The organism is Neisseria sp. HMSC064D07, assembly GCF_001837185.1.
GTDB classification, from domain to species: Bacteria; Pseudomonadota; Gammaproteobacteria; order Burkholderiales; family Neisseriaceae; genus Neisseria; species Neisseria flavescens_C.
In genome coordinates this window covers 238,645-261,427 of sequence record NZ_KV831701.1, presented here as the reverse complement: position 1 = coordinate 261,427, position 22,783 = coordinate 238,645, and the positions used below count along the sequence as shown (strand labels likewise).

Below are 22,783 nucleotides of genomic sequence, written 5' to 3'. Positions count from 1 at the left end.
GAAGGAAGGGCTTTTTTGCAAAGGTCTCAGGCCGGATGTTTGGCATCGCCGAGCAGTTGGAACAAAATACTTTCGACATTGGAAATGGTAATGCCTTGACGGCTCATTTGCGCCAAACCATTGTCGCGGTTGGCAGTCGTGCGCGAGGCGGTGCATTCAAAAGGCAGGGATACGGCGTAACCTTGCACCTTCAAATCCAAGGCCGTCTGAAGCATACAGATATGCGCTTCCGCACCCACTAAAATAACGTGCTTAATGTCGTTTTTGCGTAAGATTTCCTGAATTTCGGGCAAAAATGCCGAAAATCGGGTTTTCTCGACAACCGGCGTGCCTTCGGGCAACAGCAACGATACGGCGGATACAGTGTTGCCCAAACCTTTCGGATATTGTTCGGTTACGGCAAAGGGGATGTCCAAAGCCGTCAAGCCTTGAATCAGCAGACGGCAGCGTTCCAACATTTCGTCCGCGCCGGAAAGGGCGGGCAGCAGGCGTTCTTGAATATCGACAATCAGACAAAGCGTATTTTTAGGGTTCATGGCTTTTCCTTTCAGACGGCCTTTACAGCAAAATCGTTGAATCAGAATGCAATCATATAACAAGCCGCTGGAAAAGTATTGCAGCTTGCCCTGTTTTAAAGCCCGAAATTCTTTTAAAATACCGCCTGATTTGAATTGATAGAGACCGACAACATGAATTTATACCAAACCGTCGAACGCGAAGCCGCCGCCGCCTTTGTCGCCGCAGGCATCGCCGACAGTCCCGTTGTTTTGCAGCCGACCAAAAACGCTGAACACGGCGATTTCCAAATCAACGGCGTGATGGGTGCGGCGAAAAAAGCCAAACAAAATCCACGCGAGTTGGCGCAAAAAGTGGCCGAAGCATTGGTGGGCAACGCCGTGATTGAAAGCGCAGAAGTCGCCGGCCCCGGCTTTATCAACCTGCGCCTGCGCCCCGAATTTCTTGCCCAAAACATTCAGACGGCCTTGAACGACACGCGTTTCGGTATAGCGAAAACCGACAAACCGCAAACCGTCGTTATCGACTATTCTTCGCCTAATTTGGCAAAGGAAATGCACGTCGGCCACCTGCGTTCCAGCATCATCGGCGACAGCATTTCACGCGTGTTGGAATTTATGGGCAACACCGTCATCCGTCAAAACCACGTCGGCGACTGGGGTACGCAGTTCGGCATGTTGGTTGCTTATTTGGTTGAGCAGCAAAAAGATAATGCCGCGTTTGAGTTGGCGGATTTGGAGCAGTTTTACCGCGCTGCCAAAGTACGCTTTGACGAAGATCCTGCCTTTGCCGACACCGCGCGCGAATACGTTGTGAAGCTGCAAGGCGGCGATGAAACCGTGTTGGCATTGTGGAAACAGTTTGTCGATATTTCACTCTCGCACGCCCAAGCCGTTTACGACACGCTGGGCTTGAAACTGCGTCCTGAGGACGTGGCGGGCGAATCGAAATACAACGACGATTTGCAACCCGTGGTCGATGATTTGGTCGAAAAAGGCCTGGCAGTCGAAGACGACGGCGCGAAAGTCGTGTTCTTGGACGAGTTCAAAAACAAAGAGGGCGAACCTGCCGCATTTATCGTGCAAAAACAAGGCGGCGGCTTCCTATACGCTTCCACCGACTTGGCGTGCCTGCGCTACCGCATAGGCCGTCTGAAAGCCGACCGCCTGCTGTACGTCGTCGACCACCGCCAAGCCCTGCACTTTGAGCAACTCTTTACCACTTCCCGCAAAGCAGGCTATCTGCCGGAAAATGCAAAAGCCGAGTTTATCGGCTTCGGCACGATGATGGGCAAAGACGGCAAACCGTTCAAAACACGTAGCGGCGACACCGTAAAACTGGTTGACCTGCTGACCGAAGCCGTCGAACGCGCCACTGCTTTGGTGAAAGAAAAAAATCCCGAATTGGGTGCGGACGAAGCGGCAAAAATCGGCAAAACCGTCGGCATCGGCGCAGTCAAATATGCTGATTTGAGCAAAAACCGCACCAGCGATTATGTGTTCGATTGGGATGCCATGCTTTCGTTTGAAGGCAATACCGCCCCTTACCTGCAATACGCCTACACACGCGTACAAAGCGTGTTCCGCAAAGCAGGCGAATGGGACGCAACCGCGCCAACCGTTTTGACCGAACCTTTGGAAAAACAACTGGCCGCCGAGCTGTTGAAATTTGAGGACGTACTGCAAAGCGTGGCAGATACTGCGTATCCGCACTATCTCGCCGCCTACCTCTATCAAATTGCCACTCTGTTCAGCCGCTTCTACGAAGCCTGCCCGATTTTGAAATCAGAAGGCGCAACCCGCAACAGCCGCCTGCAACTGGCGAAGCTGACCGGCAACACGCTGAAACAAGGCTTGGAGTTGTTGGGTATTGAAGTATTGAATGTGATGTAAGTTTTTGAATAAAAACAATGAAAGGCCGTCTGAAACTTTGCAGGTTGCAAGGTTTCAGACGGCCTTTTTATGCTTTGAAAAATATTGTAATACCGTTGATTTTGAGCCTAAGCGGTTTTGAATTTGCTCAGATAATGCGTTCAGACGGCCTTGTCTTTATTTCAAATTGCTTGCCAACAACCAAGCCTGTGCTTCGGCAGCGTCGCTGAAATATTTGGGATGTTGGTTGGTCAAGAGGCTGGAAAGGCGCGCGCCGAGTTTGATCCAGATGTCGTCGGTAATGACGGCAACGCGGCCGAAGTCGGTTTCGTGTTGGTTGAGGAATTTAATTTGCTCGACGGCCATATCGATGGTGAAGTCTTTCAGCATGGACAAATCCAAAAGGATATCGGGCAGATGGACTTTTTGTTTTGCGGCCAACAAGGCTTCTTCCAATTGGCGGAAATCGTCCAAAGTGAACTCGTTGTACAGCGCTACATTTAAGCCGTAAGATTGTTCGCGGATGGAAATCATGGTGTTCTCCTTGTTAAATTATTGCTTCATCAGAAATTTTTTGATTGAGGCCGGAGTAAAGCTGCTGAACACGCCGCCTGCAACAATGATAACCATGCCGGCGGCTTCCTGCCAAGTGATTTTATCGCCGAAAAGCAGTACGCCGGATAGGGCGGAGAAAACGACGGTCAGGTAGGAAAGCGAGGCAACGGTGAATTTCTTGCCGACCTTGTAGGCGCGGGTCATGGCCAATTGTGCAATCATGGCAGAGATGCCGATGCCGGCCAGATAGGGCAGGGAAGACACGGTCAGCGGATGCCAGCCTGTGATGGTGCTCCAGACTGCGCCCATAATCAGGCCGGTAAGCGACAAATAAAACACCACGCGCCAGCCCGGTTCGCCCAAAAGCGAGAGTTCGCGCACCTGCAAATATGCCCAGCCAGACATGGCGCCGCCTGCCAAACTGACCAGCGCGGCAAATTCTTGTCCTCCTTGAAAAGATGGGTTGAGCAACAGGATAACGCCGATAAAGCCCATAACCAAAATGGCTTGGGTATAAAGCGTAATTCTTTCTTTTAAAATGAAAAATGAAAAGATGGCCAGCCAGATGGAGGACGTGTAGTTGAGCGTGACGCCTGTTGCCAGCGGCAGGTGCATGACGGAATAAAACGTGCACATCATGGCAAGCGTGCCGATGACGCTACGGTTGAGATGGGTTTTCCAATGCGGCGTGGAAAACGTGTTGCCTTGCGCTTTGGCCATGATGCCTAAGAACAGGGTGGAGACCAGCATGCGCCAAAAGACCAGCTCGCCGCTGGAAAAGCCGAATTGCGTTGAGGCGGCTTTGATGGAGAGGTTCATGACGGTAAAGCCGAGCGCGGCAATAACCATCCATGCCGAGCCGAGCGGATCTTTTCTGACGGTTTCCATTTGATGGGTGTGTAAAGCGATTTTATTAATAAGAGAATATTATACAGGCCAATCAGGCCGTCTGAAAAATATCGTTGGAGTTCAGATGGTCTTTAGATTAAGAAATGAGAATTATTATTGAACAATATAGTGGTTTTTTGTAGAATGAAAGCCCTATTTTCAAGAAAGGCTTGTCATGAAAGTTGTCAATATTTCTGCCGTATTGCTGTCTGCTTTGTTTTCCGTTGCCGTTTCTGCCGCTCCCTTGGGAGAGGTTTCTTCTGAAAATGGTAAGATTTTCAGCGGCGAAAATTACATGGTCGTTAAGAAAGATATGAAAAAAGGGGAGCAGATTAAGCCGCATGATCATCCGGGTTTTAAAACGCTGATTTTTGCCGTTGGAAAAGGGAGCTTTGACGTAACCTTGAATCAGAAGGAAAAACATACGGTCGGCGCAGGCTCGGTGTTGCGGTTTGGCGGAGATGCAGTGATTGAGGCTGTTGCAACCGAAGATGCAGATGTGGCAATTACTTTGATTAAGTAAGCCGATAGATGATAAAAGGCCGTCTGAAAAATGATGTTTCAGACGGCCTTGTTTATTCATCCAATCGTTGCCATTAAGCGCAAATCAAATAGATGAAGCCGGAGCCGAAGATATCTGCCAAGGCGTGAATCAGGAAAAACGGCAGCAGATTTTTGACTTTGTATTTGTAGAAGAAGTAGTACATCAAGCCGAAAACAACGCCGATGACGGTCGCCCAAAGCATGCCTTGATAAGTATGGAAGGAGATGCGCACCAAGGTCGAATAGGCCAATGCCTGCCATTTGTATTTGTCTTCCACGCAGGTTAAAAGACCGAGGAAACAGAATTCCTCATAAAAGCCGTTTAAAAGGCCGTAGAGGATGGCCATCGGCGCAAGGGCGGCGAATTTGTCAAAAATGGATAATGGTTTGATGTATTGGAAGATTTCAGTGGTGAAATAATTGTAGCCGCCGCTTAACGAAGTTACCGCATCGGCAGTTAGACCCATCAGGATAAAAATCACAGGCGTCCAAAACAATACGCCTAAATTAAAGCGAATCGGCAGCTGCTTAAAGTCGAAACGGCGGATAACGAGGTAAATCAGAGCAATAGCAAGCAGCGTCAACTGCAGGCTCATGTTTTCAGAATAAGCTACGCCGGTTACCGCAGTATCGCGCACTTCTTCGGCAACTGCGGCTGTTTCCACTTGCGGCATCAGGCTGGCGATATAAAGTTGGGTAGAACGGTAGGCAAATTGACCGAACAGGATAGCGGTCACAATCAGCATGTCAAACCAGCGCAGATGGCGCAAAGGCTCTTTAGGGCGGATGGCGGCGAGTATGCTCATATTTTCCTCTTTGCTCTAATAAATAGCGGTGCGCAATAGTTACATAAACATACAAAAATCGTCAACAATTATCACAATAAAACATGAATTAAAAATCAGACCGTTTCAGACGGCCTGAAGTGCTTCTAAAAATGCCATATTTTCCGAAGGGTTTATCTTCAAAAATATGGCATAATCACTTTATTGCAAACCAAGGAATCTTATCGTGAGTATTTCTCTGTCCCAATATCTGCTCTACCTGCAATACATGTTGGCAGGCATCGCCATGACCGTTGTTTTTGCTGCCGTATATCTGCGGATTACACCCGTTGAAGAATTGCGCCTGATTAAAAACGGCAACCTTGCCTGCGCCTTATCATTTGGCGGCGCGTTGGTCGGTTTTTGTCTGACACTGGCTTCAAGTATTGCCCACAGCGTCAGCTTCATCGATTTTATCCTGTGGGCCCTTGCCGCAGCCGTAATTCAGATTTTTGTCTATTTCGCTGCGACAATGATGATTAAAGGCGCTACCGCAGAACTCATCGGCAACAATGTTGCCGTCGGCGCGTTGTTTGGTGCAGTGTCCATCTCGATTGGCATTTTGAACGCTGCTTGCTTGACTTGAGTATCCATACCTTGAATTTTGTATCCTGATTTATTTTATAAGGAGTTGAAATGTTCAACTTTATCAAGAAACAGTTTATCGACGTCATTCAATGGCCGAATCCCGACGACAGCCTGCTGATGTGGCGTTTTCCGATTGCCGATGAGGAGATCCAAAACGGTGCAAGCCTGACTGTGCGTGAGGCGCAGATGGCGATGTTTGTCGATGAAGGCGTAACCGCCGACGTGTTCGGTCCGGGGCGTTACACGCTCAATACGCAAACGCTGCCAGTGCTGACTAACTTGAAAAACTGGGACAAGCTTTTTGAATCCCCTTTTAAATCGGATGTTTACTTTTTCAATACCAAACAACAGCTCGCACGTAAATGGGGTACATCCCAACCTGTTACCGTGCGTGATGCCGAGTTTGGCGCGGTGCAACTGCGTTCGTTCGGTATGTATTCTTACCGCATCAGCGATCCGGCAAAATTCTTCAAAGAAGTTAGCGGCGTGGCGGCTCAATACAGCGGTGTAGACTTGGAAAACCAACTGCGCAATATTGCAGTCACCCAATTGGCGGCCGCATTTGGCAGCTCCGGTATCCCGTTCTTGGATATGGCGGCGAACCAAGTTTTGCTGTCGCAAAAAATCGGCGAATTGCTTGGCGCGGAATTTGCCAAGCTGGGTTTGGCGCTGGAAAACTTCACTGTTGAAAGCATTACCTTGCCTGCGTCTATTCAGGCTGCGTTGGATAAGAAAATTTCGATGAGTGTTATCGGCGATTTGGGACGTTACACCCAATATCAAACCGCCGAATCTATCCCGCTTGCGGCACAAAATGAAGGCGGACTTGCCGGAATCGGTGCAGGTTTGGGCGTGGGTGCCGGTATTGGTCAGGCGATGGCGGGTGCCATGTCAGGCATGATGCAGCCGAATGCGCAACAGGCTCAGCAAAATGCTCAGCCGGTTGCCGAAGATCCACAGGCGAAATTGGTGAAACTCAAGTCTTTGCTGGATGGCGGTTTGATTTCGCAAGAAGATTTTGATAAAGCCAAGGCTGAAGTGTTGAAACAGTTGATTGGTTAATCAATTGAAGGCCGTCTGAAAAATATCATTCAAAAGAAGCGTTGAGCTGCTTCTGTGAAAAGGTTTCAGACGGCCTTTCAAATGATTTGATTAAGCCTGTCCGACTTTAAAAACGTTAAGGCCGTCTGAAACATCCCAACTTATTCTAAAAAAGCAAACCCATGTCTCAAACTCCTTTCTTCAAAACCGACTGCCCAAGCTGCGGCGCACCTGTCGAAGCGCATTCTGCTTCTGCCGTGATGCTGGTGTGCGGCTATTGCAACAGCATGCTGGTGCGGCAAGATAACGGCGTTGTCGACTCCGGCCGCGATTCCGCATTGCTGGAAGATTTTAGTCCGCTGCAAATCGGCACCAGCGGCACATTTGTCGCTCAACGCTTTACCTTGGTCGGACGGCTTCAGGTGCAATACGATGATGGTGCGTGGAATGAATGGTATGCGCTGTTTGACGACGGCAGAGCCGGTTGGCTTTCTGAGGCGGGCGATTTGTATGTAATGACCATGCCGGTCGAAATCGATAATCCGCCGAAATTTGAAGACACGCGAGCCGGATTTAGCGAGCTGACTTTTCAAGATAAGCACTATATTGCCTCCGATGTCCGCAAAATCAGCTTGAAACGCGCGGCTGCGCAGGGCGAATTGCCGTTTGTTTTGAAAGAGGATACAGAAAATCGGGTTTCCGACTGGCGTTGCGAAAACCTTTTCATCACGCTTGATTACAGCGGCAAAACACCCGAAGCCTTCTTCGGGCGGATGGTAAACCTGGATGATTTGAAGCTGGAAAACACGCGCCACGAAGATGAAATTAAAGAAAGCGCAGGCCGTCTGAAAGGCAGTATTACTTCAGAAAACTGTCCTAACTGCGGCTCATCCATTCATTGGGTAAACGGGCTGACTTCCCATCTGAACTGTCAAAGTTGCGGCAGCGAATTGGCAGTTGGCAAGGATAAGGCGGAGCTTATTACCGCCAATGATCTGCGTTTGTCGCAAAATACGATGTTTACTTTGCCTGTCGGCTCGACAGGCCGTCTGAAAAATAAAGAATTTCATGTTATCGGCGCAATCCGATATTTAGAAACAGATGCGCAGGAAACATTTGATAACTTGTTCAAAGGTGCCAAACATACATTGGCACCGGAAGGGCAGTGGACAGAGTATCTGCTTTACAACCCAACTCAGGGTTTCTTATGGTTGGTTGAAGCTGATGAAGGTTGGAATATTTCCGAAACCTTGAATGATTGGCCGCGCCTCGACCGCAACCGCCAACCGCAAGGCTATGGCAAACTTTATGACTATGGTGGACGGGTCAGGGTTGCCAGCGGAGCGTTTTATTGGCGTGTCCGAAACGGTGATTTGAACTATTACAGCGATTACCGAGACGGACAAAGCCGTAAGATTGGCTCCGAACTAAACAGTCACGAAATGGCATGGACTAGAAGTGCCCCAATTGCTTATCGGGAAATTGCAGACGCGTTTAATCTGACCAGCCAAGCTCCGCATTACACTGCAAACATGGCGGTGGACGGCATTGATAAATCATTAAGAATCATAATGACTGCCATCCTGGTTGTCGTCAATCTCCCTGCGTTTCTGACCGGCGACAGTTCTGCTGCGCTTACCGTCATCTTTATAGGATGCTGGTTGTTGTGGACCATGGGCAAAAAAGACGAGGACGAGGATTAACATGTCGAGAATTACTTACATCATTTTCAGCACCATCATCATCGTCATCTCCATGATCATCAGCTACGGCTCTTCCGATTCCGACGGCTCGCGTATGCACTCCGGCGGCTATTATGGCGGCAGCGGTTATTCCGGAGGCCATAAATGACCCACATGCCCGGTAATCATGGCCTATTGGACTTATACGGTTGCGATGAAGCCATTTTAAAAGATGAAGGCCGTCTGAAAACCGCTTTGGTAGCTGCTGCACAGGCTGCAGAAGCCACCATATTGACTGAACATTTCCATACCTTCGGTGGGGCAGGCGGCGTAACCGGCGTTTTACTGCTCGCCGAGTCCCATATCAGCATCCACACTTGGCCTGAACACCGCTTCGCCGCTATAGACGCATTTATCTGCGGCGGTATGAAATTGGAAAAAGTGAAGGAAATCTTGTGCAGGGAGTTGGCGGCAGAAAGGGCTGTTTGGACGGTTGTGCAACGTGGCGAAGGTATACTGGACGATATACAACCATCGGTTGAACAATAAAATCTGTCAGGCCGTCTGAAAGCATATTCAATCCGTTTTCAGACGGCCTTAAACCTTGTGCTGATTAAACTGAAATATTGACGTTATATGGAAAAAACGCCTTTTTTTAAAACCGATTGCCCAAGCTGTGGTGCGCCTGTGGAGGCGTATTCCGCTACTGCCGTGACGCTGGTGTGTGGCCATTGTCACAGTATGCTGGTTGCTAGAATCGGTAAAGGGAGGAGCGGATATTTTGTTGCCAATTCAGGGCGTGATTCTGCGTTGCTGGAAGATTTCAGTCCGTTGCAGATTGGAACGCGAGGCGTTTTTGATGATCGGAAATTTACGCTGATTGGGCGATTGCAGGTGCATTACGATGTCGGCGCATGGAATGAATGGTATGTCTTGTTTGATGACGGGCGGACCGGCTGGCTTTCCGAGGTTGGCGATTTATATGCGATGACTTGTTTGCTTTCCCAGAAGAGGAGACGGGGGCCGAAAAATTTTAAGTCGGTGAAAGCCGGCTCCAGTTCGTTGGTCTTTAATGGACAAACCTTTATTGCGTCAGACGTCCGTACCATACATTACCGTAATACCGATGCGCAAGGCGAATTGCCGTTCAATTTATCTGGGAATCAAGCGACAGGCGAGGTTTGCGACTGGCGACGGGGCAATTTGTTTTTGACCTTGGATTATTCGACTTTTCCAATGGACTCCTACTTCGGACACATAGTCAGTTTGGACAGTTTGAAGCTGGAAAATAAGCGCAGTGATGATGAAATCCGTGAAAGTGCAGGCCGTCTGAAAGGAGAGATTCTTTCTGAAAACTGTCCTCATTGCGGCGCTCCTGTCCATTGGCCAAGTGGTGTTACTTCTTTCCTTTTATGTCAGTCTTGCAGCAGCAGTTTGAGCACGACAAAAGATACTGTTGCGTTGATGGAGGCAAATGCCCAAAGGGAAGAACAAGAAAATCTGTTCACACTTTCCATTGGTACGAAAGGCCGTCTGAACGATACAGAATATCTGATTATCGGGGCTGTAAGATTTGCCGAAATATCGTCCTATAACCAAAATCAGTCCGAATACTGGACGGAATATCTGCTTTATAACACGCAACAAGGGTTTGCCTGGCTGATTGAGTCTGGAAAACGCTGGCGGCTGTCAGAAACCTTACACACATGGCCGGACTTTGATTCAAGTGGCAATCCTGTCGGTGAAATGTTGATTGATCATTACCGCGGGCAGGTCGAGGCAGCGGCTGGTGCTTTTTATTGGAAAGTCAAACAAGGCGATTTATTTCATTACAAGGAATATAGCGGCAAGAAAAGTTATGGCCGGAATGTCATTCTGTGTTCTGAGCAGAGCAAGGATGAAATAGTCTGGAGTAAAAGCAGTCCTGTGTCTTACCGTCAAATGAGAAAGGCATTCGGCCTGTCTTTTGATACTAAGGAGATGCTCTCTTACTGGCTGAAGGGCGACAATAGAAATATTGGGAGTAGAGATAATGTAGCCCGTATCATTGCTATGCTGATTCTTATCATCGTCAACCTTCCGGCCTGGCTGTCGCCGCATCTACGTAGTCCTGTCGGTATAGTGGTTAGTCTGTGTGCGTTGGTATGGATATGGGTTTCTGACAGATATAAAAACGATCGTGATTATGAAGAAGAACGGGGAGGGACGATTATTTTCTTTGCTTTCATCATTTTTCTTACCGTCTTGTTCAACTATGTCAAAGCGGAAGACAGTGACTCATCGCATTCCGGCAGCTCCTATCATGGTTATTCGGCAGGGCATAAATAACGCGAGACCTGCTTAACCTCGTTGTACCGTTTTACTTTTATTTTTTCAGACGACCTTTTTATAAAACATGTTAACCCGCCGTCAATTTCTCAGCTATACCGCCGCGCTTGGTGCCTCCTCTGCTTTCTCTTGGCAGACTTATAAGTACCTCAACCGCAAACCGCCGGTTTCTATTAACCGTGTTGGCTTGCCGTTGGGGCATTTGTTGCGCGATGGAGAATTGTTGCAAGCGCCGGCTCGTCGTTATGAATGCAATACGTTGATACTCGGCGGCGGTGCGGCTGGTTTGGGGGCGTTGTGGTATTTGGCGAAGCATAATCACCGCGATGTATTGTTGGCAGAAGGGTTTGAACGCAATGGCAACAATGCCGCCTATACGTCTTCAGATGGCCTGAAAGCGCCGAGCGGTGCGCATTATTTGGCTTTGCCGTCGAAAGAAAGCGTGTATGTGCGCGAGATGTTGGCGGATTTTGGTATCTTGCAATCGGACGGCAGCTTTAGGGAAACCGATTTGGTTTATGCGCCCGAATCGCGCCTCTTATATCAGGATAAATGGGTGGAACATTTATTGCCGAAAGAAGATGCGGATTCCAAACGGTTTTTTGGTTTGATAGGCCGTCTGAAACAGGCTTATGGCAATGACGGTAAGAAAATTTTTGCCATTCCGATTGCGCTGTCATCGGTAGATGAAACATGGCGCAAACTTGATAGCTTGACGTTCAAACAATGGCTTGAGCAAGAAGGTTACCACTCGCCCGAGCTTTTGTGGTATCTCGATTATTGTTGCCGCGACGATTACGGACAAGGCATTGGGCAAGTGTCTGCCTTTGCCGGACTGCATTATTTTGCCGCCCGCAACAGCGCGGAAACCGTCCTCACTTGGCCCGAAGGTTTGGCACATCTTTCTGAAAACCTGCGCCGTCATGCCGGTTTGCAGGAAGGCTGGCAATGGCCGTCTGAAAACCGTATCCGTGTGGAGAAGCCTGTTTCGGTTAATGCTTCTGCCGTCAAAATCAAACCGCTTTCAGACGGCCGGATTGAAGTGTGGCTGCGTGATAATGCAAAAGGGGAAACCGTTGCCGTCACCGCGCAACACGTTATCTCCGCCATGCCGCTGATGGTTGCCGCCCGTATTATTGAATTTCCCGAACAATTTGGTCTGGACATCCCAGAATACGCGCCATGGCTGGTTTCCAATTTTGAACTGCACAGTTTCCCGAAAGAAAAAAACAACAGCGAACTTGCGTGGGACAATGTGGTTTACGGTAGCCAAGGGCTGGGCTATGTTGTTGCGACCAATCAGCTTATTCGGGTTGCCCGTCCTGAACGTACGATTTTTACCACCTACGCCGCGCTCAACCACGATACGCCACAAGCCGTCCGCCGCCAGCTGCTTGACGCAAGCGATGAAGAGCTGCTCCAGCTTGCCGCCCAAGATCTGCTTACCGCTTACGGCGAAGGCTTTTGGCGGCACGTTTCCCATGTTGACATTACCGTTCGCGGGCATGGCATGAGCGTGCCGAAACCCGGGTATTTAAGCGATGAGGCTTTATTAAAAATCAGAAACCGAAATACTGGATTATTATTTGCGCACAGTGATTTAAGCAGCTATTCGGTATTTGAAGAGGCTTTGTATTGGGGTGTGGAAGCGGTACGGAAAGTGTTGGCTTAATTGATATAAAAAGGCCGTCTGAAATCATATTCAGACGGCCTTTGCTCTTTTAACTTAATAACCTGATTAGGCTTTTGGTTTCAAAGCGGCAGCTTCGCGAGCCAGACGGGTGATGGTATCCCAGTCTTTGTTTTTGATGGCTTCTTTTGGAGTCAGCCATGAGCCGCCGACGCACAAGACATTAGGCAGCGCCAAGTACTCGGGGGCAGTTGCCAGGCTGATGCCGCCGGTCGGGCAGAAGCGTACGTCGGCATAAGGGCCGTAGAGTGCCTTGAGCATGGCTTTGCCACCAACGACTTCGGCAGGGAAGAGTTTGAGGGTGTCGATGCCGTGTTCTAAAGCCAGTTGGACTTCACCCGGAGTGGCAACGCCGGGAATCAGGGGAATGCCGCTGTTGTGGCTGGCTTTGGCGAGGGATTCGTGCAAACCCGGGCTGATGGCGAAAACCGCACCTGCGTCTTCAACGGCTTTGAGCTGTTCGGGATTGGTTACCGTACCCGCGCCGACGATGGCGTTGGGCACTTCTTTGGCAATCAGGCGGATGGCGTCGAGGCCGACAGGGGTGCGCAGGGTGATTTCGAGGGTGGGGATGCCGCCTTCGACAAGGGCGTGGGATAAATCGACGGCAGTACTCAAGTCGTCAATCGCCATTACCGGTACAACTGCGCCGGCGGTCAGGATTTCGCGTGGGGTCAGTTTGGACATTTTAGGTCTCCGTTGGGGACTGTATCGTAATAGGTTCGTTAACATGGTTTCAGACGGCCTGATTGTTTTAAAAGGCCGTCTGAAAAGGGTTTAGGCAAATTCGCCGCCGAAGCTCATGGCGCCGGTTTCTGCGCTGCTGGTCATGCTGCGGAAGTTGGCGAAAAGTTCGCGGCCGCAACCTTGTTGGTTCGCGCTCAAGTCGATGCGTTCGACTTCGCGGGCGTTCCATTCGGCTTCGTTGATTAGGACGTTGAGTTCGCCGCTAACGGAGTCAAAGCGGATCAGGTCGCCGGTACGGATTTTAGCAATGTTGCCGCCCATCAGGGCTTCAGGCGTCATGTGGATAGAGGCCGGAACTTTGCCGGATGCGCCGGACATACGGCCGTCGGTCAGCAGTGCCACTTTGAAGCCGCGGTCTTGCAGGATGCCCAAAGGCGGGGTCAGTTTGTGCAATTCGGGCATACCGTTGGCGCGCGGGCCTTGGTAGCGGACAACGCAGACAAAATCGCGTTCCAACTCTCCGCGTTCAAACGCAGCCAACACTTCGCGTTGGTCGTTGAATACGATGGCTGGAGCTTCAATAATGCGGCAGCCTTCGCGCACGGCGGATACTTTAATCACGCCGCGACCGATGTTGCCTTTCATCAGGCGCAAACCGCCGTCTGGGGAGAACGGATTGTCGGCTTTGCGCAGGATGTCGTCGTTGCCGCTGGTTTCAGGGGCTTCGCGCCATTCGAGTTTGCCGTCGATGAGGAAAGGCTCTTTGGTGTAGTGGCGCATACCGTGTCCGACAACGGTATCGACATCGTCGTGCAACAGGCCTGCGTCCAACAATTCGCGGATGACGAAAGGCAGGCCGCCGGCTGCGGTAAAGTGGTTCACGTCGGCTTTGCCGTTTGGATACACACGAATCAGCAATGGGATGATGGAGGAAATTTCGTCGAAGTCGTCCCAGTTCAAAATTACGCCTGCGGCACGCGCCATGGCAACGAGGTGCATGGTGTGGTTGGTCGAGCCGCCGGTTGCCATCAGGCCGATTAGGGCGTTAATGAAGGATTTCTCGGTCAACATTTCGCCCAATGGTTTGATGGTGCCGTTTTTGATGCCGCGTGCGAGATGTCCGGCTGCGTAGCGGGTCAGGGCTTCGCGCAGGTCGGTGTATGGGTGGACGAAGGCAGCGGCAGGCAGGTGCACGCCCATCATTTCCATCATCATTTGGTTGGAGTTGGCGGTACCGTAGAAGGTACAAGTACCCGGGCTGTGGTAAGAGCCCATTTCGCTTTCAAGTAAGGCATCGCGGCCAACTTTGCCTTCGGCGAAAAGCTGGCGGGTACGGGCTTTTTCTTTATTACCGATACCGCTGGACATCGGGCCTGCTGGAACGAAGATGCCCGGAATATGGCCGAAAGACAAAGCGCCGATCATCAAGCCGGGAACGATTTTGTCGCACACGCCCATAAACAGGCTGCCGTCAAACATTTGATGAGACAGACCGATGGCGGTACTCATGGCAATTACGTCGCGGGAGAACAGCGACAATTCCATACCGGCATAGCCTTGGGTAATACCGTCGCACATAGCAGGCGTGCCGCCGGCAACTTGGGCGGTCGCGCCGTTTTTCTGTGCTTCGTCTTTGATTTGGTCAGGGAAGTCTTTAAACGGCTGGTGTGCGGAAACCATGTCATTGTAGGCAGTGATGATGCCTAAGTTGGGGACGGTTTCCTGAAGCATTTCGATTTTGATGCTTTTGGGCATGGCGGCATAGCCGTGAGCCAAATTGCTGCAGCCGAGTTGGTTGCGCTCTAAGCGTCCCATCTGTTTGGCACTACGGATTTTCGCCAGATATTTTTCACGCGTCGGGCGGCTGCGCTCGATGATGCGCTCGGTAATCTCGGCGAGTTTAGGGTGAATAGGAGTGGGGTTCATGTGCTGTCTCCTGGCAAAACGATATGATAGGGATTTTGTTTGCGCGTTTCTGATTTTTGTATTGGGTGTTTTTTCAGACGGCCTGGAGCTGTGGGAATAAATAATGAGTACCGTCTGAAATGTTGAAGATTTCTCTTCGAAGCGTCTGCGTATTATAGTACAAATTCTGTAATTTTGTTACAAAATAATTCGCTAAGTGGAAGAAATTTGATTTAAATCGAGGTATGGTCAATTCGTAAAATGGCAGGCTGCAAAAGTCATCAAACTTTTATGTTAAATCAAACAATTTGTAAAAATGAGAATAGACAAAATCTGTAGCCATGTGTAGTATTACTACTCACTAGCCCGCTTGTTTGAAATTTTGGTGCAGGCGATTGGTTTTTTACTGCTTATTGCTTAAAGGCTTTTGATTTTAATTGATTTTTATGGATGACGACAGTCCAAAAGTTTTGAAGCAAGCTTCCTCAGCGAGAGATGAAACGATGAGTACACAGACAAATTTTGATTTGGTGTTGTTTGGCGCGACCGGCGATTTGGCAATGCGGAAACTTTTGCCTTGCCTGTATCAGGCGCATGTAGCCGGTTTGCTTCATCCCGAAGGTCGTATTTTGGGCGTAAGCCGCAGCGAATTGGATACCGCCGGCTTTTTGGCCAAAGTGGAAACGAATTCTAAAATCCATGTCAAACAAAACTTCTCAGATGAAGCGTGGGCATCGTTTATCCAACGTCTCGAGTATTTAAAAGTCGATGTGACAAAGAAAGGCGATTTCATTGCCTTGGGCGACTTGGTAAAAGCACGCAAGAATACTGAAAATGTCGTGATCTACCTCTCAACTGCGCCGAAATTCTTTGCGCAAGCCTGTGAAAACCTTGCCGAAATCGGTTTGAATGCCGATAACGTGCGCGTGGTTTTGGAAAAACCGTTGGGTACGGACCTGGTTTCTTCCCAACAAATCAATACAGATGTGGCCCGTTATTTCAAAGAAGAACAAATCTACCGCATCGACCATTACTTGGGTAAAGAAAGCCTGCAAAACCTACTGGCGCTGCGTTTTGCCAACGTGATGTTCGAGCCGTTGTGGAACAACAAATACATCGAAAGCGTACAACTGACCATCGCCGAACAGCTCGGCGTGGAAGAACGCGGCGAGTTCTACGACATTACCGGCGCGCTGCGCGACATGGTGCAAAACCACTTGATGCAAATGCTTTGTATGACTGCGATGGAAGCACCGGCGAGCTTGGATGCGGATGCCGTACGCGACGAGAAAGTGAAAGTCATCAAATCGCTGAAACCGCTGACCATCGAATCCGTCAACGAAAATGTTATTCGCGGCCAATATGTTGCAGCAAACGGCATGAACGGCTATCTGGAAGAAGTCGATGTACCGAAAGACAGTTTCACTGAAACCTATGTCGCCATCAAGGCCGAAATCGAAAACGAACGTTGGAAAGGCGTACCTTTCTACCTGCGTACCGGCAAACGCATGGCAGGCAAAGTAGCGGAAATCGTGTTGAATTTCCGTCCGCTGCAAAACCATATTTTTGACAACAGCCAACCTGCGCCGAATCGTTTGGTTATTGAACTACAACCGACCGAATCAGTCCGCCTTTACACGCAAGTAAAAACCCCGGGTGCAGGCAACAAAGTCGAAGTGACACCGATTGGCGTGGACTTGGGCACAGCCGTAGAGGGTCGCCGTGCCGAGGCTTATGAGCGCCTGCTGCTGGATGTGATTAACGGCAAACTCGCTTTGTTCAACCGTCGTGACGAACTCGAAGCCGCTTGGGAATATGTGATGCCGATTTTGGAAAACTGGGCGAACAATACAACGCCTCCACATGCTTACGAAGCCCATTCTTGGGGTCCTGAAGCTGCGCGCGCGCTGTTGGCCCGTGACGGCAACAAGTGGCACGAAGAGCAATAATATTTCTTTCAGACGGCCTTGTTTTCCAACAAAAGGCCGTCTGAAACCATGAAAGGACGAAACATGTTTGTTTGGCACGAACAAGAAAAAGCTGCAACTGCCGCGCAAGCTTTGGCTGATGCCGTTGCCGCGGCATTGCAAGCCGCGCTGAATGAGAAAGGCCATGCAGTTTTGGCCGTTTCCGGCGGTCGTTCGCCGATTGCGTTTTTCGAGGCTTTGTCGCAAAAAGATTTAAATTGGCAAAATGTCGGCATTACTTTGGTGGACGAGCGTATCGTTCCGACCACGCATGCCGACAGCAATACAGGCTTGGTACGCGAATATCTGCTCAAAAATAACGCGGCCGTTGCCACATGGATTCCTGTTGTTGAAGACGGAAAGTCTGAAACTGAATTACAACCTGAAGTTGTTGTTGCTTATGCATTGAAACATTACAAGCAACCTGACGTGCTGGTGTTGGGCATGGGTTCAGACGGGCATACGGCGTCGTTGTTCCCTCAAGCGCCTCAATTACAGGCCGCGATCAATGAAGCCAATGACCCGACATTGATTCATACTACGCCGGTTACCGCGCCACATGAGCGTGTAAGCATGACTTTGGGTGCGATTGCCAAAACGCCGAATGTATTTTTGGCCATTCAAGGCGCAGAGAAAAAAGCGGTATTTGACAAGGCTGCTGCAAGGGCCGATACCGAATATCCGACCAGTCTGATTCTCAATCACCAAGGAATTAACTGCCATGTCTACTATGCACACTGAAGCTTATCCTCGTTTGGTCGCCGATATCGGCGGTACGAATGCCCGTTTTGCACTTGAAACTGCACCACGGGTCATTGAAAAGGCTGAAGTCTTGCCTTGCAAGGATTACGACACTATCATCGATGCCGCCAAAAGTTATTTGGAACGCGCAGGCAGCCCGAAAGTTTTGCACGCCGCCTTTGCGATTGCCAATCCGATTTTGGGTGACTGGGTGCAGATGACCAACCACCACTGGGCATTCTCCATCGAAACCACCCGTCAGGCTTTGGGTTTTGAAACGTTGATTCTGTTGAACGACTTTACCGCCCAGGCTTTGGCGGTAACACAAACCGATAAGAAAGACTTGATACAAATCGGCGGTCAAAAACCGATCGAATTTGCGCCTAAAGCCGTCATCGGCCCGGGTACAGGTTTGGGTGTCAGCGGTTTGGTGCACAGCGCTGCCGGCTGGGTGGCGTTGGCAGGTGAGGGCGGCCATACCAGCTTCCCGCCGTTTGACGATATGGAAGTGTTGATTTGGCAATACGCTAAAAACAAATACGGCCATGTTTCTGCCGAGCGTTTCTTGAGTGGCGCAGGTTTGAGTCTGATTTACGAAGCATTGGCCAAACGTGACAACATCAAACAATGCCGTCTGAAGCCTTCTGAAATCACCGATAAGGCATTGAGCGGAACATCGCCTATTTGCCGTCAGACTTTGGATATTTTCTGCGCCATGCTGGGTACGGTCGCTTCCAATTTGGCTTTGACTTTGGGCGCGCGCGGCGGCGTGTATTTGTGCGGCGGGATTATCCCGCGCGTGTTAGATTACTTTAAAACGTCTCCATTCCGCAGCCGCTTTGAAAATAAAGGCCGCTTTGAAGCTTATCTTGCCGCCATCCCCGTGTATATCGTATTGAGCGAATTTCCGGGCATCGTCGGCGCGGCGGCCGCATTAGACAATCATTTAAATAACGTTTAAACACACAAACGGCGGTGCAGGGCAGGGTACGAAAATGTACCTTGTCCTGAACGTCAAAGAATCAAAGGGTAGAGTATATGTTAAGCAAAATCAGCGAATCATTGTCCAATCTCTCCGGTGCAGAACGCAAAGTTGCCGAATCTGCGCTGGCCGAGCCGAAATGGTTCGTTCATGCCGCTGTGGCGGAAATCGCCGAGCGTGCTTCCGTTAGTCAGCCGACTGTAATCCGTTTCTGCCGTAGCTTGGGTTACAAAGGCTTGCCTGAGTTCAAACTCGCTTTGTCTGCCAGCATCGGTCATGAAGGCATGCCTTACGTTCATGAAGAATTGAACGCTGATGACAATATGAGCAGCGTGGTTGAAAAAGTCTTGGGCAATGCCGCAGCCTCCCTCTTGGGCGAGCGCCGCTTCTTGAAAGAGTCCGAGCTGGAAAACGCGATTGCCATTCTGAAGCACGCACGACGCGTTGAGTTTTATGGTGTCGGCAACTCCGGCATCGTTGCCCAAGACGCGCAACACAAATTCTTCCGCTTCGGTATGTCCACCGTTGCCTATGTCGATACGCATACCCAGTTGATGGCGGCTTCCGTATTGACCGAGCAGGATGTGTTGGTGGCGATTTCCAATACCGGCTCATCTATCGAATTGTTGGATGCAGCCAGTATCGCCAAAGAAAACGGCGCAGCCGTTATCGCGCTGACCCGCAATGATTCGCCGTTGGCCCAAATGGCCGACTGCGTATTGAGCATTGCCACTCAGGAAAATGCCGAGCTTTATACGCCTATGGTGTCCCGTCTTCTGCAGCTGGCCGTTATCGACATTCTTGCCATTGGCTTGGCTTTACGCTTGGGCGACACTGCCAGCATTCAACTGCAAAAAAGTAAAAAAAGCATACATAACAAACACATCGAATACGATAAAGATTGATTCTTCACTGATATATTCAGACGGCCCCAACCCACATCAAGGCCGTCTGAAACCTCAAAAAACGGAAACCACCCCGTTCCCGTTTCAGACGACCTCACGGCCGTTTTCTCAACAAAACTGTCCACTATCCAGGAGAGCATCCGATGAAACAGCTTTACGATTTACCAGCTTGGTCAAAATTATGGATACATTTTGACGAAACCAAAGAACAACATATGCGTGAAATGTTCGAGCAAGATCCCGAACGTGCCGAGCGCTACTGGCTACAAGTTGGCGGCCTGACTTTGGATTATTCTAAAAACCGTATCAACGACGAAACCATGTCGCTTTTGTTCGAGTTGGCGCGTGAAGCAGGTGTGCCGGAACGGATGCAGCAAATGTTCCGCGGCGAAAAAATCAATACGACAGAAAACCGCGCCGTACTCCACGTTGCCCTGCGCAACCGCACCAATGCCCCTATCGTCGTGGACGGCGAGGATGTGATGCCTAAGGTCAACCATGTCTTGCAACGCATGGGCGAGTTCGCGCATGAAGTCCGCAGCGGCAGCTGGTTGGGCTATACCAATCAAGTCATTACCGACGTCGTCAACATCGGTATCGGCGGCTCCGACCTCGGCCCTCTGATGATGTGTACCGCGCTCAAACCTTTCGGTCATCCGCGCCTGAAGATGCACTTCGTCTCCAACGTGGACGGCTCACAACTGCGCGACGTATTGTCTAAAGTCCACCCTGAAACCACGCTGTTCATCATTGCTTCCAAAACCTTTACCACTCAAGAAACCCTGACCAACGCCCTGACCGCGCGTAAATGGTTCTTGGATCATGCAGGCGATGAAAGCGCCGTCGCCAAACACTTCGTTGCCGTATCGACCAACCAAAAAGCCGTTGCCGAATTCGGTATCGACACCGCCAATATGTTTGAATTCTGGGACTGGGTCGGCGGACGATACAGCCTGTGGTCTGCCATCGGCCTGCCAATTATGCTGTACCTCGGCGAAGAAAACTTCATCGAAATGCTCAACGGCGCGCATCTGATGGACCAACACTTCATCAACACGCCGCTGGAGCGCAACCTGCCAGTTATCCTTGCCCTTATCGGCGTTTGGTACATCAACTACTACGGCGGCGGCAGCCACGTTATCGCGCCTTACGACCAACATCTCCACCGCCTGCCCAAATTCATCCAGCAGCTCGATATGGAGAGCAACGGCAAACAAGTGACCCTTGACGGCAAAGCTGTCGGTTACGAAACTTCGCCGATTATTTGGGGCGAAACCGGTATCAACGGCCAGCACGCATTCTTCCAACTGCTGCACCAAGGTACGCACATCACGCCGATTGACCTGATTGCCTCCCTTGAAAAACGCAGCAACCTGCGCGGCCACCATGAAATCCTGTTGGCGAACGTCTTTGCTCAAGCCGAAGCCTTTATGCGTGGCAAAACGCCTGACGAAGTACGCGCCGAGCTTCAAGCCCAAGGCATGGACGAAGTGCGTATCGAAGAGCTGGTTCCGCACAAAACCTTCTCCGGCAACCGTCCGACCAACCTCATCCTCATGGACAAAATCAACCCGCGCAATATGGGCAGCCTGATTGCCATGTACGAACACAAAACCTTCGTCCAAGGCATTATTTGGGGCATCAACAGCTTTGACCAATGGGGCGTAGAACTCGGCAAACAACTGGCCAAAACCATTCTTGCCGAATTGACCGGCGAGACCGAAGTGCAAAAACACGACAGCTCGACTACACGTCTGATTAATCTTTATTTGAACGCCAACAAATAAAGCATTTAGTTAAATGCCAAGGCTGTCTGAAACTTTCAGACGGCCTTTTGTTTTATTCTGGATCATCCGTAAATGCATTTTCCCGAAATATCGGTACAAACGTGAAAAGATACAGTACGAACACGGCGATGGTCAGAATCGCAGGGAGTGTGATGAAGAATATCGGGTTCACGTTCATCAAGAAAGCGCGCGATACAGCAGCCATAAAGAGTAGGGGGACGGCAATGCGGCAAAGTTTCGGGTAGTCGAGTTTGGTAAAGCCACTGTGCCACAGTCCAGCAGTCAGCCACACCATCATCACGCCGCCCATCATGCCGCCGAGGGTAATCAGGTGCAGGGGCGCGGAAGCAGGCAAGTTTTGCAGTTTCGCCGCGCCTGTACACAGATAGCCTGTGGCGGCAAAGAGCTGGAGCAGGTAATAAGTGCGGACGTAGTGTTTGCGCAGGAGTTCGTGATGGTGAAGCTCACGCAGCTTGGCGAGTAGGATGAAGCCGACGGCAAGCGCGGTAAAACCGGCGGTTTGCGCGGGCAGCCAAAGTTCGGCGGCGGCGTGCAAGAGCAGGAAAGTAATAGCGATGTTTTTATAGACGACGTTGGGGATGAATACGGGGTCTTTCAGACGACATTCTTTGAGGGCTTCCGCTCCTAGAAGGACGCTGACGCGCACAGATACGAACATGACCGCCGCCATGTTCAGATGCACTTGCGCGCGAAGTAAGTTCAAATTGCCGCTAACGGCATAGGCCGTCTGAAAAACGGTGAACGCGGCGAGCAGCATTAGAAGGGCAAAGTTGTCCGTGTTGCGGTCAAGCCAAATCAGCCAAGCGCAGAACAACAGCAACACCAGCCAATAGGCGGCAACGAAAAACGAAGCGGTTTGCGGCGCAAACGGCAGCAGGACGGATGCCACGAGCAACAGCGCTGCCAAGACGGTGGCAACGGGTTTCAGACGACCTTTATAGCCCGTCCATTCGAGCATGGCGGCAGTCAGAAAACCGCCGTATGCCGCAGGCAGCATGAGTTCTAAGAAGATTTGGCGGTGCAGGACGATGGCGCCGGGGCTGATGAAAAACACCAACGCGCCGAGTATGGCAAGCACCGCCGCGCCGACGAAAAACGGCCGCATGGGGTGGGTGAAAAATTTATTCATGGCTTGGCTTGATTCTGCATGAAGATGCTTTCGGATATGGATTTATTGGGCGGACAGGGCCGTATCTTTCGCCAAAGAAGCAAGCCTGCGGCTTGCTTGCCCTCTCCCTAGCCCTCTCCCACGGGGAGAGGGG

Annotated in this window: 21 protein-coding genes; 14 read left to right on the top strand and 7 right to left on the bottom strand. The window is 50.4% G+C overall.

Annotation, left to right across the window (positions count from 1 at the left end; translation table 11 throughout):
- Positions 1-26 precede the first annotated feature (26 nt).
- The gene (locus HMPREF2608_RS08250) at positions 27-536 is read right to left on the bottom strand and encodes an isochorismatase family protein (RefSeq protein WP_070826592.1); all 510 of its coding nucleotides are present in this window, start codon (positions 534-536) and stop codon (positions 27-29) included.
- A 153-nt stretch (positions 537-689) separates the two neighbouring features.
- Here HMPREF2608_RS08250 and argS point away from each other — a divergent pair, with 153 nt between their 5' ends.
- The gene (argS, locus tag HMPREF2608_RS08245; protein ID WP_070826591.1) at positions 690-2,408 is read left to right on the top strand and encodes an arginine--tRNA ligase; all 1,719 of its coding nucleotides are present in this window, start codon (positions 690-692) and stop codon (positions 2,406-2,408) included.
- Between the two features lie 156 nt (positions 2,409-2,564).
- Here argS and HMPREF2608_RS08240 read toward each other — a convergent pair whose 3' ends face one another.
- Entirely contained in the window at positions 2,565-2,921 is a 357-nt protein-coding gene (locus HMPREF2608_RS08240; protein WP_003678720.1) for a SpoIIAA family protein, read from the bottom strand.
- A gap of 18 nt (positions 2,922-2,939) precedes the next feature.
- Positions 2,940-3,830: a DMT family transporter gene (locus tag HMPREF2608_RS08235; RefSeq protein ID WP_070826590.1), complete on the bottom strand. Its 891-nt coding sequence runs from the start codon at positions 3,828-3,830 to the stop codon at positions 2,940-2,942.
- Between the two features lie 175 nt (positions 3,831-4,005).
- On the opposite strand from HMPREF2608_RS08235, the gene HMPREF2608_RS08230 reads away from it, so the two are divergent.
- Entirely contained in the window at positions 4,006-4,353 is a 348-nt protein-coding gene (locus tag HMPREF2608_RS08230; protein ID WP_070826589.1) for a cupin domain-containing protein, read from the top strand.
- A 73-nt stretch (positions 4,354-4,426) separates the two neighbouring features.
- Here HMPREF2608_RS08230 and HMPREF2608_RS08225 read toward each other — a convergent pair whose 3' ends face one another.
- Complete coding sequence (locus HMPREF2608_RS08225) at positions 4,427-5,179, bottom strand: CPBP family glutamic-type intramembrane protease (protein WP_070826588.1); 753 nt, start codon at positions 5,177-5,179, stop codon at positions 4,427-4,429.
- A 205-nt stretch (positions 5,180-5,384) separates the two neighbouring features.
- Here HMPREF2608_RS08225 and HMPREF2608_RS08220 point away from each other — a divergent pair, with 205 nt between their 5' ends.
- The 7 genes from HMPREF2608_RS08220 (at position 5,385) to HMPREF2608_RS08195 (ending at position 12,508) form a co-directional block, all read left to right on the top strand.
- A complete protein-coding gene (locus HMPREF2608_RS08220) occupies positions 5,385-5,783 on the top strand; it encodes a DUF350 domain-containing protein (RefSeq protein ID WP_039861961.1) in 399 nt (132 codons plus the stop codon).
- Positions 5,784-5,833: 50 nt separating this feature from the next.
- Positions 5,834-6,847 (top strand): SPFH domain-containing protein, encoded by a 1,014-nt coding sequence (locus HMPREF2608_RS08215; protein ID WP_070826587.1) that lies wholly within the window; start codon positions 5,834-5,836, stop codon positions 6,845-6,847.
- A 161-nt stretch (positions 6,848-7,008) separates the two neighbouring features.
- Complete coding sequence (locus tag HMPREF2608_RS08210) at positions 7,009-8,529, top strand: DUF4178 domain-containing protein (protein ID WP_283122306.1); 1,521 nt, start codon at positions 7,009-7,011, stop codon at positions 8,527-8,529.
- A 1-nt stretch (position 8,530) separates the two neighbouring features.
- A complete protein-coding gene (locus tag HMPREF2608_RS11500) occupies positions 8,531-8,677 on the top strand; it encodes a hypothetical protein (protein ID WP_162837292.1) in 147 nt (48 codons plus the stop codon).
- On the top strand, positions 8,674-9,057 hold the full coding sequence (gene speD, locus HMPREF2608_RS08205) for an adenosylmethionine decarboxylase (RefSeq protein WP_070826586.1): 384 nt from the start codon (positions 8,674-8,676) through the stop codon (positions 9,055-9,057). Before HMPREF2608_RS11500 ends, speD begins: the two co-directional genes overlap by 4 nt.
- Positions 9,058-9,144: 87 nt before the next feature.
- Positions 9,145-10,836 carry a DUF4178 domain-containing protein gene (locus tag HMPREF2608_RS08200; RefSeq protein ID WP_070826585.1) on the top strand — a complete coding sequence of 564 codons (1,692 nt, stop codon included), beginning with the start codon at positions 9,145-9,147 and terminating at the stop codon, positions 10,834-10,836.
- 67 nt (positions 10,837-10,903) lie between these two features.
- Complete coding sequence (locus HMPREF2608_RS08195) at positions 10,904-12,508, top strand: NAD(P)-binding protein (RefSeq protein WP_070826584.1); 1,605 nt, start codon at positions 10,904-10,906, stop codon at positions 12,506-12,508.
- Between the two features lie 66 nt (positions 12,509-12,574).
- Here HMPREF2608_RS08195 and HMPREF2608_RS08190 read toward each other — a convergent pair whose 3' ends face one another.
- Positions 12,575-13,213 (bottom strand): bifunctional 4-hydroxy-2-oxoglutarate aldolase/2-dehydro-3-deoxy-phosphogluconate aldolase, encoded by a 639-nt coding sequence (locus tag HMPREF2608_RS08190; protein WP_003745733.1) that lies wholly within the window; start codon positions 13,211-13,213, stop codon positions 12,575-12,577.
- 90 nt (positions 13,214-13,303) lie between these two features.
- Entirely contained in the window at positions 13,304-15,139 is a 1,836-nt protein-coding gene (gene edd, locus HMPREF2608_RS08185) for a phosphogluconate dehydratase (protein ID WP_070826583.1), read from the bottom strand.
- A gap of 482 nt (positions 15,140-15,621) precedes the next feature.
- On the opposite strand from edd, the gene zwf reads away from it, so the two are divergent.
- The 5 genes from zwf to pgi all read left to right on the top strand — a co-directional run bounded on the left by zwf (position 15,622) and on the right by pgi (position 21,500).
- The gene (gene zwf / locus HMPREF2608_RS08180) at positions 15,622-17,067 is read left to right on the top strand and encodes a glucose-6-phosphate dehydrogenase (RefSeq protein WP_070826602.1); all 1,446 of its coding nucleotides are present in this window, start codon (positions 15,622-15,624) and stop codon (positions 17,065-17,067) included.
- Positions 17,068-17,130: 63 nt separating this feature from the next.
- Positions 17,131-17,826 carry a 6-phosphogluconolactonase gene (pgl, locus tag HMPREF2608_RS08175; RefSeq protein WP_070826582.1) on the top strand — a complete coding sequence of 232 codons (696 nt, stop codon included), beginning with the start codon at positions 17,131-17,133 and terminating at the stop codon, positions 17,824-17,826.
- Entirely contained in the window at positions 17,807-18,787 is a 981-nt protein-coding gene (locus HMPREF2608_RS08170; protein ID WP_070826581.1) for a glucokinase, read from the top strand. The genes pgl and HMPREF2608_RS08170 overlap by 20 nt, the downstream gene beginning before the upstream one ends.
- A gap of 77 nt (positions 18,788-18,864) precedes the next feature.
- The gene (gene hexR / locus HMPREF2608_RS08165) at positions 18,865-19,713 is read left to right on the top strand and encodes a DNA-binding transcriptional regulator HexR (RefSeq protein WP_070826580.1); all 849 of its coding nucleotides are present in this window, start codon (positions 18,865-18,867) and stop codon (positions 19,711-19,713) included.
- A 143-nt stretch (positions 19,714-19,856) separates the two neighbouring features.
- Positions 19,857-21,500: a glucose-6-phosphate isomerase gene (gene pgi, locus HMPREF2608_RS08160; RefSeq protein ID WP_070826579.1), complete on the top strand. Its 1,644-nt coding sequence runs from the start codon at positions 19,857-19,859 to the stop codon at positions 21,498-21,500.
- A gap of 52 nt (positions 21,501-21,552) precedes the next feature.
- Here the strand turns inward: pgi and HMPREF2608_RS08155 are convergent, their stop codons facing one another.
- Positions 21,553-22,650, bottom strand: a complete 1,098-nt coding sequence (locus tag HMPREF2608_RS08155) for an NnrS family protein (RefSeq protein ID WP_070826578.1) — start codon at positions 22,648-22,650, stop codon at positions 21,553-21,555.
- Positions 22,651-22,783 lie beyond the last annotated feature (133 nt).

Excerpts from the sequence above, each read along its gene's own strand:
- HMPREF2608_RS08225 (WP_070826588.1), bottom strand. The coding sequence starts at position 5,179 with ATGAGCATACTCGCCGCCATCCGCCCTAAAGAGCCTTTGCGCCATCTG.
- hexR (WP_070826580.1), top strand. The coding sequence starts at position 18,865 with ATGTTAAGCAAAATCAGCGAATCATTGTCCAATCTCTCCGGTGCAGAA.
- HMPREF2608_RS08195 (WP_070826584.1), top strand. The coding sequence starts at position 10,904 with ATGTTAACCCGCCGTCAATTTCTCAGCTATACCGCCGCGCTTGGTGCC.
- HMPREF2608_RS08155 (WP_070826578.1), bottom strand. The coding sequence starts at position 22,650 with ATGAATAAATTTTTCACCCACCCCATGCGGCCGTTTTTCGTCGGCGCG.
- HMPREF2608_RS08210 (WP_283122306.1), top strand. The coding sequence starts at position 7,009 with ATGTCTCAAACTCCTTTCTTCAAAACCGACTGCCCAAGCTGCGGCGCA.
- argS (WP_070826591.1), top strand. The coding sequence starts at position 690 with ATGAATTTATACCAAACCGTCGAACGCGAAGCCGCCGCCGCCTTTGTC.
- HMPREF2608_RS08250 (WP_070826592.1), bottom strand. The coding sequence starts at position 536 with ATGAACCCTAAAAATACGCTTTGTCTGATTGTCGATATTCAAGAACGC.
- pgl (WP_070826582.1), top strand. The coding sequence starts at position 17,131 with ATGTTTGTTTGGCACGAACAAGAAAAAGCTGCAACTGCCGCGCAAGCT.
- HMPREF2608_RS08235 (WP_070826590.1), bottom strand. The coding sequence starts at position 3,830 with ATGGAAACCGTCAGAAAAGATCCGCTCGGCTCGGCATGGATGGTTATT.
- HMPREF2608_RS08230 (WP_070826589.1), top strand. The coding sequence starts at position 4,006 with ATGAAAGTTGTCAATATTTCTGCCGTATTGCTGTCTGCTTTGTTTTCC.
- HMPREF2608_RS11500 (WP_162837292.1), top strand. The coding sequence starts at position 8,531 with ATGTCGAGAATTACTTACATCATTTTCAGCACCATCATCATCGTCATC.
- HMPREF2608_RS08190 (WP_003745733.1), bottom strand. The coding sequence starts at position 13,213 with ATGTCCAAACTGACCCCACGCGAAATCCTGACCGCCGGCGCAGTTGTA.
- zwf (WP_070826602.1), top strand. The coding sequence starts at position 15,622 with ATGAGTACACAGACAAATTTTGATTTGGTGTTGTTTGGCGCGACCGGC.
- pgi (WP_070826579.1), top strand. The coding sequence starts at position 19,857 with ATGAAACAGCTTTACGATTTACCAGCTTGGTCAAAATTATGGATACAT.
- edd (WP_070826583.1), bottom strand. The coding sequence starts at position 15,139 with ATGAACCCCACTCCTATTCACCCTAAACTCGCCGAGATTACCGAGCGC.
- HMPREF2608_RS08200 (WP_070826585.1), top strand. The coding sequence starts at position 9,145 with ATGGAAAAAACGCCTTTTTTTAAAACCGATTGCCCAAGCTGTGGTGCG.
- HMPREF2608_RS08240 (WP_003678720.1), bottom strand. The coding sequence starts at position 2,921 with ATGATTTCCATCCGCGAACAATCTTACGGCTTAAATGTAGCGCTGTAC.
- HMPREF2608_RS08215 (WP_070826587.1), top strand. The coding sequence starts at position 5,834 with ATGTTCAACTTTATCAAGAAACAGTTTATCGACGTCATTCAATGGCCG.
- HMPREF2608_RS08170 (WP_070826581.1), top strand. The coding sequence starts at position 17,807 with ATGTCTACTATGCACACTGAAGCTTATCCTCGTTTGGTCGCCGATATC.
- speD (WP_070826586.1), top strand. The coding sequence starts at position 8,674 with ATGACCCACATGCCCGGTAATCATGGCCTATTGGACTTATACGGTTGC.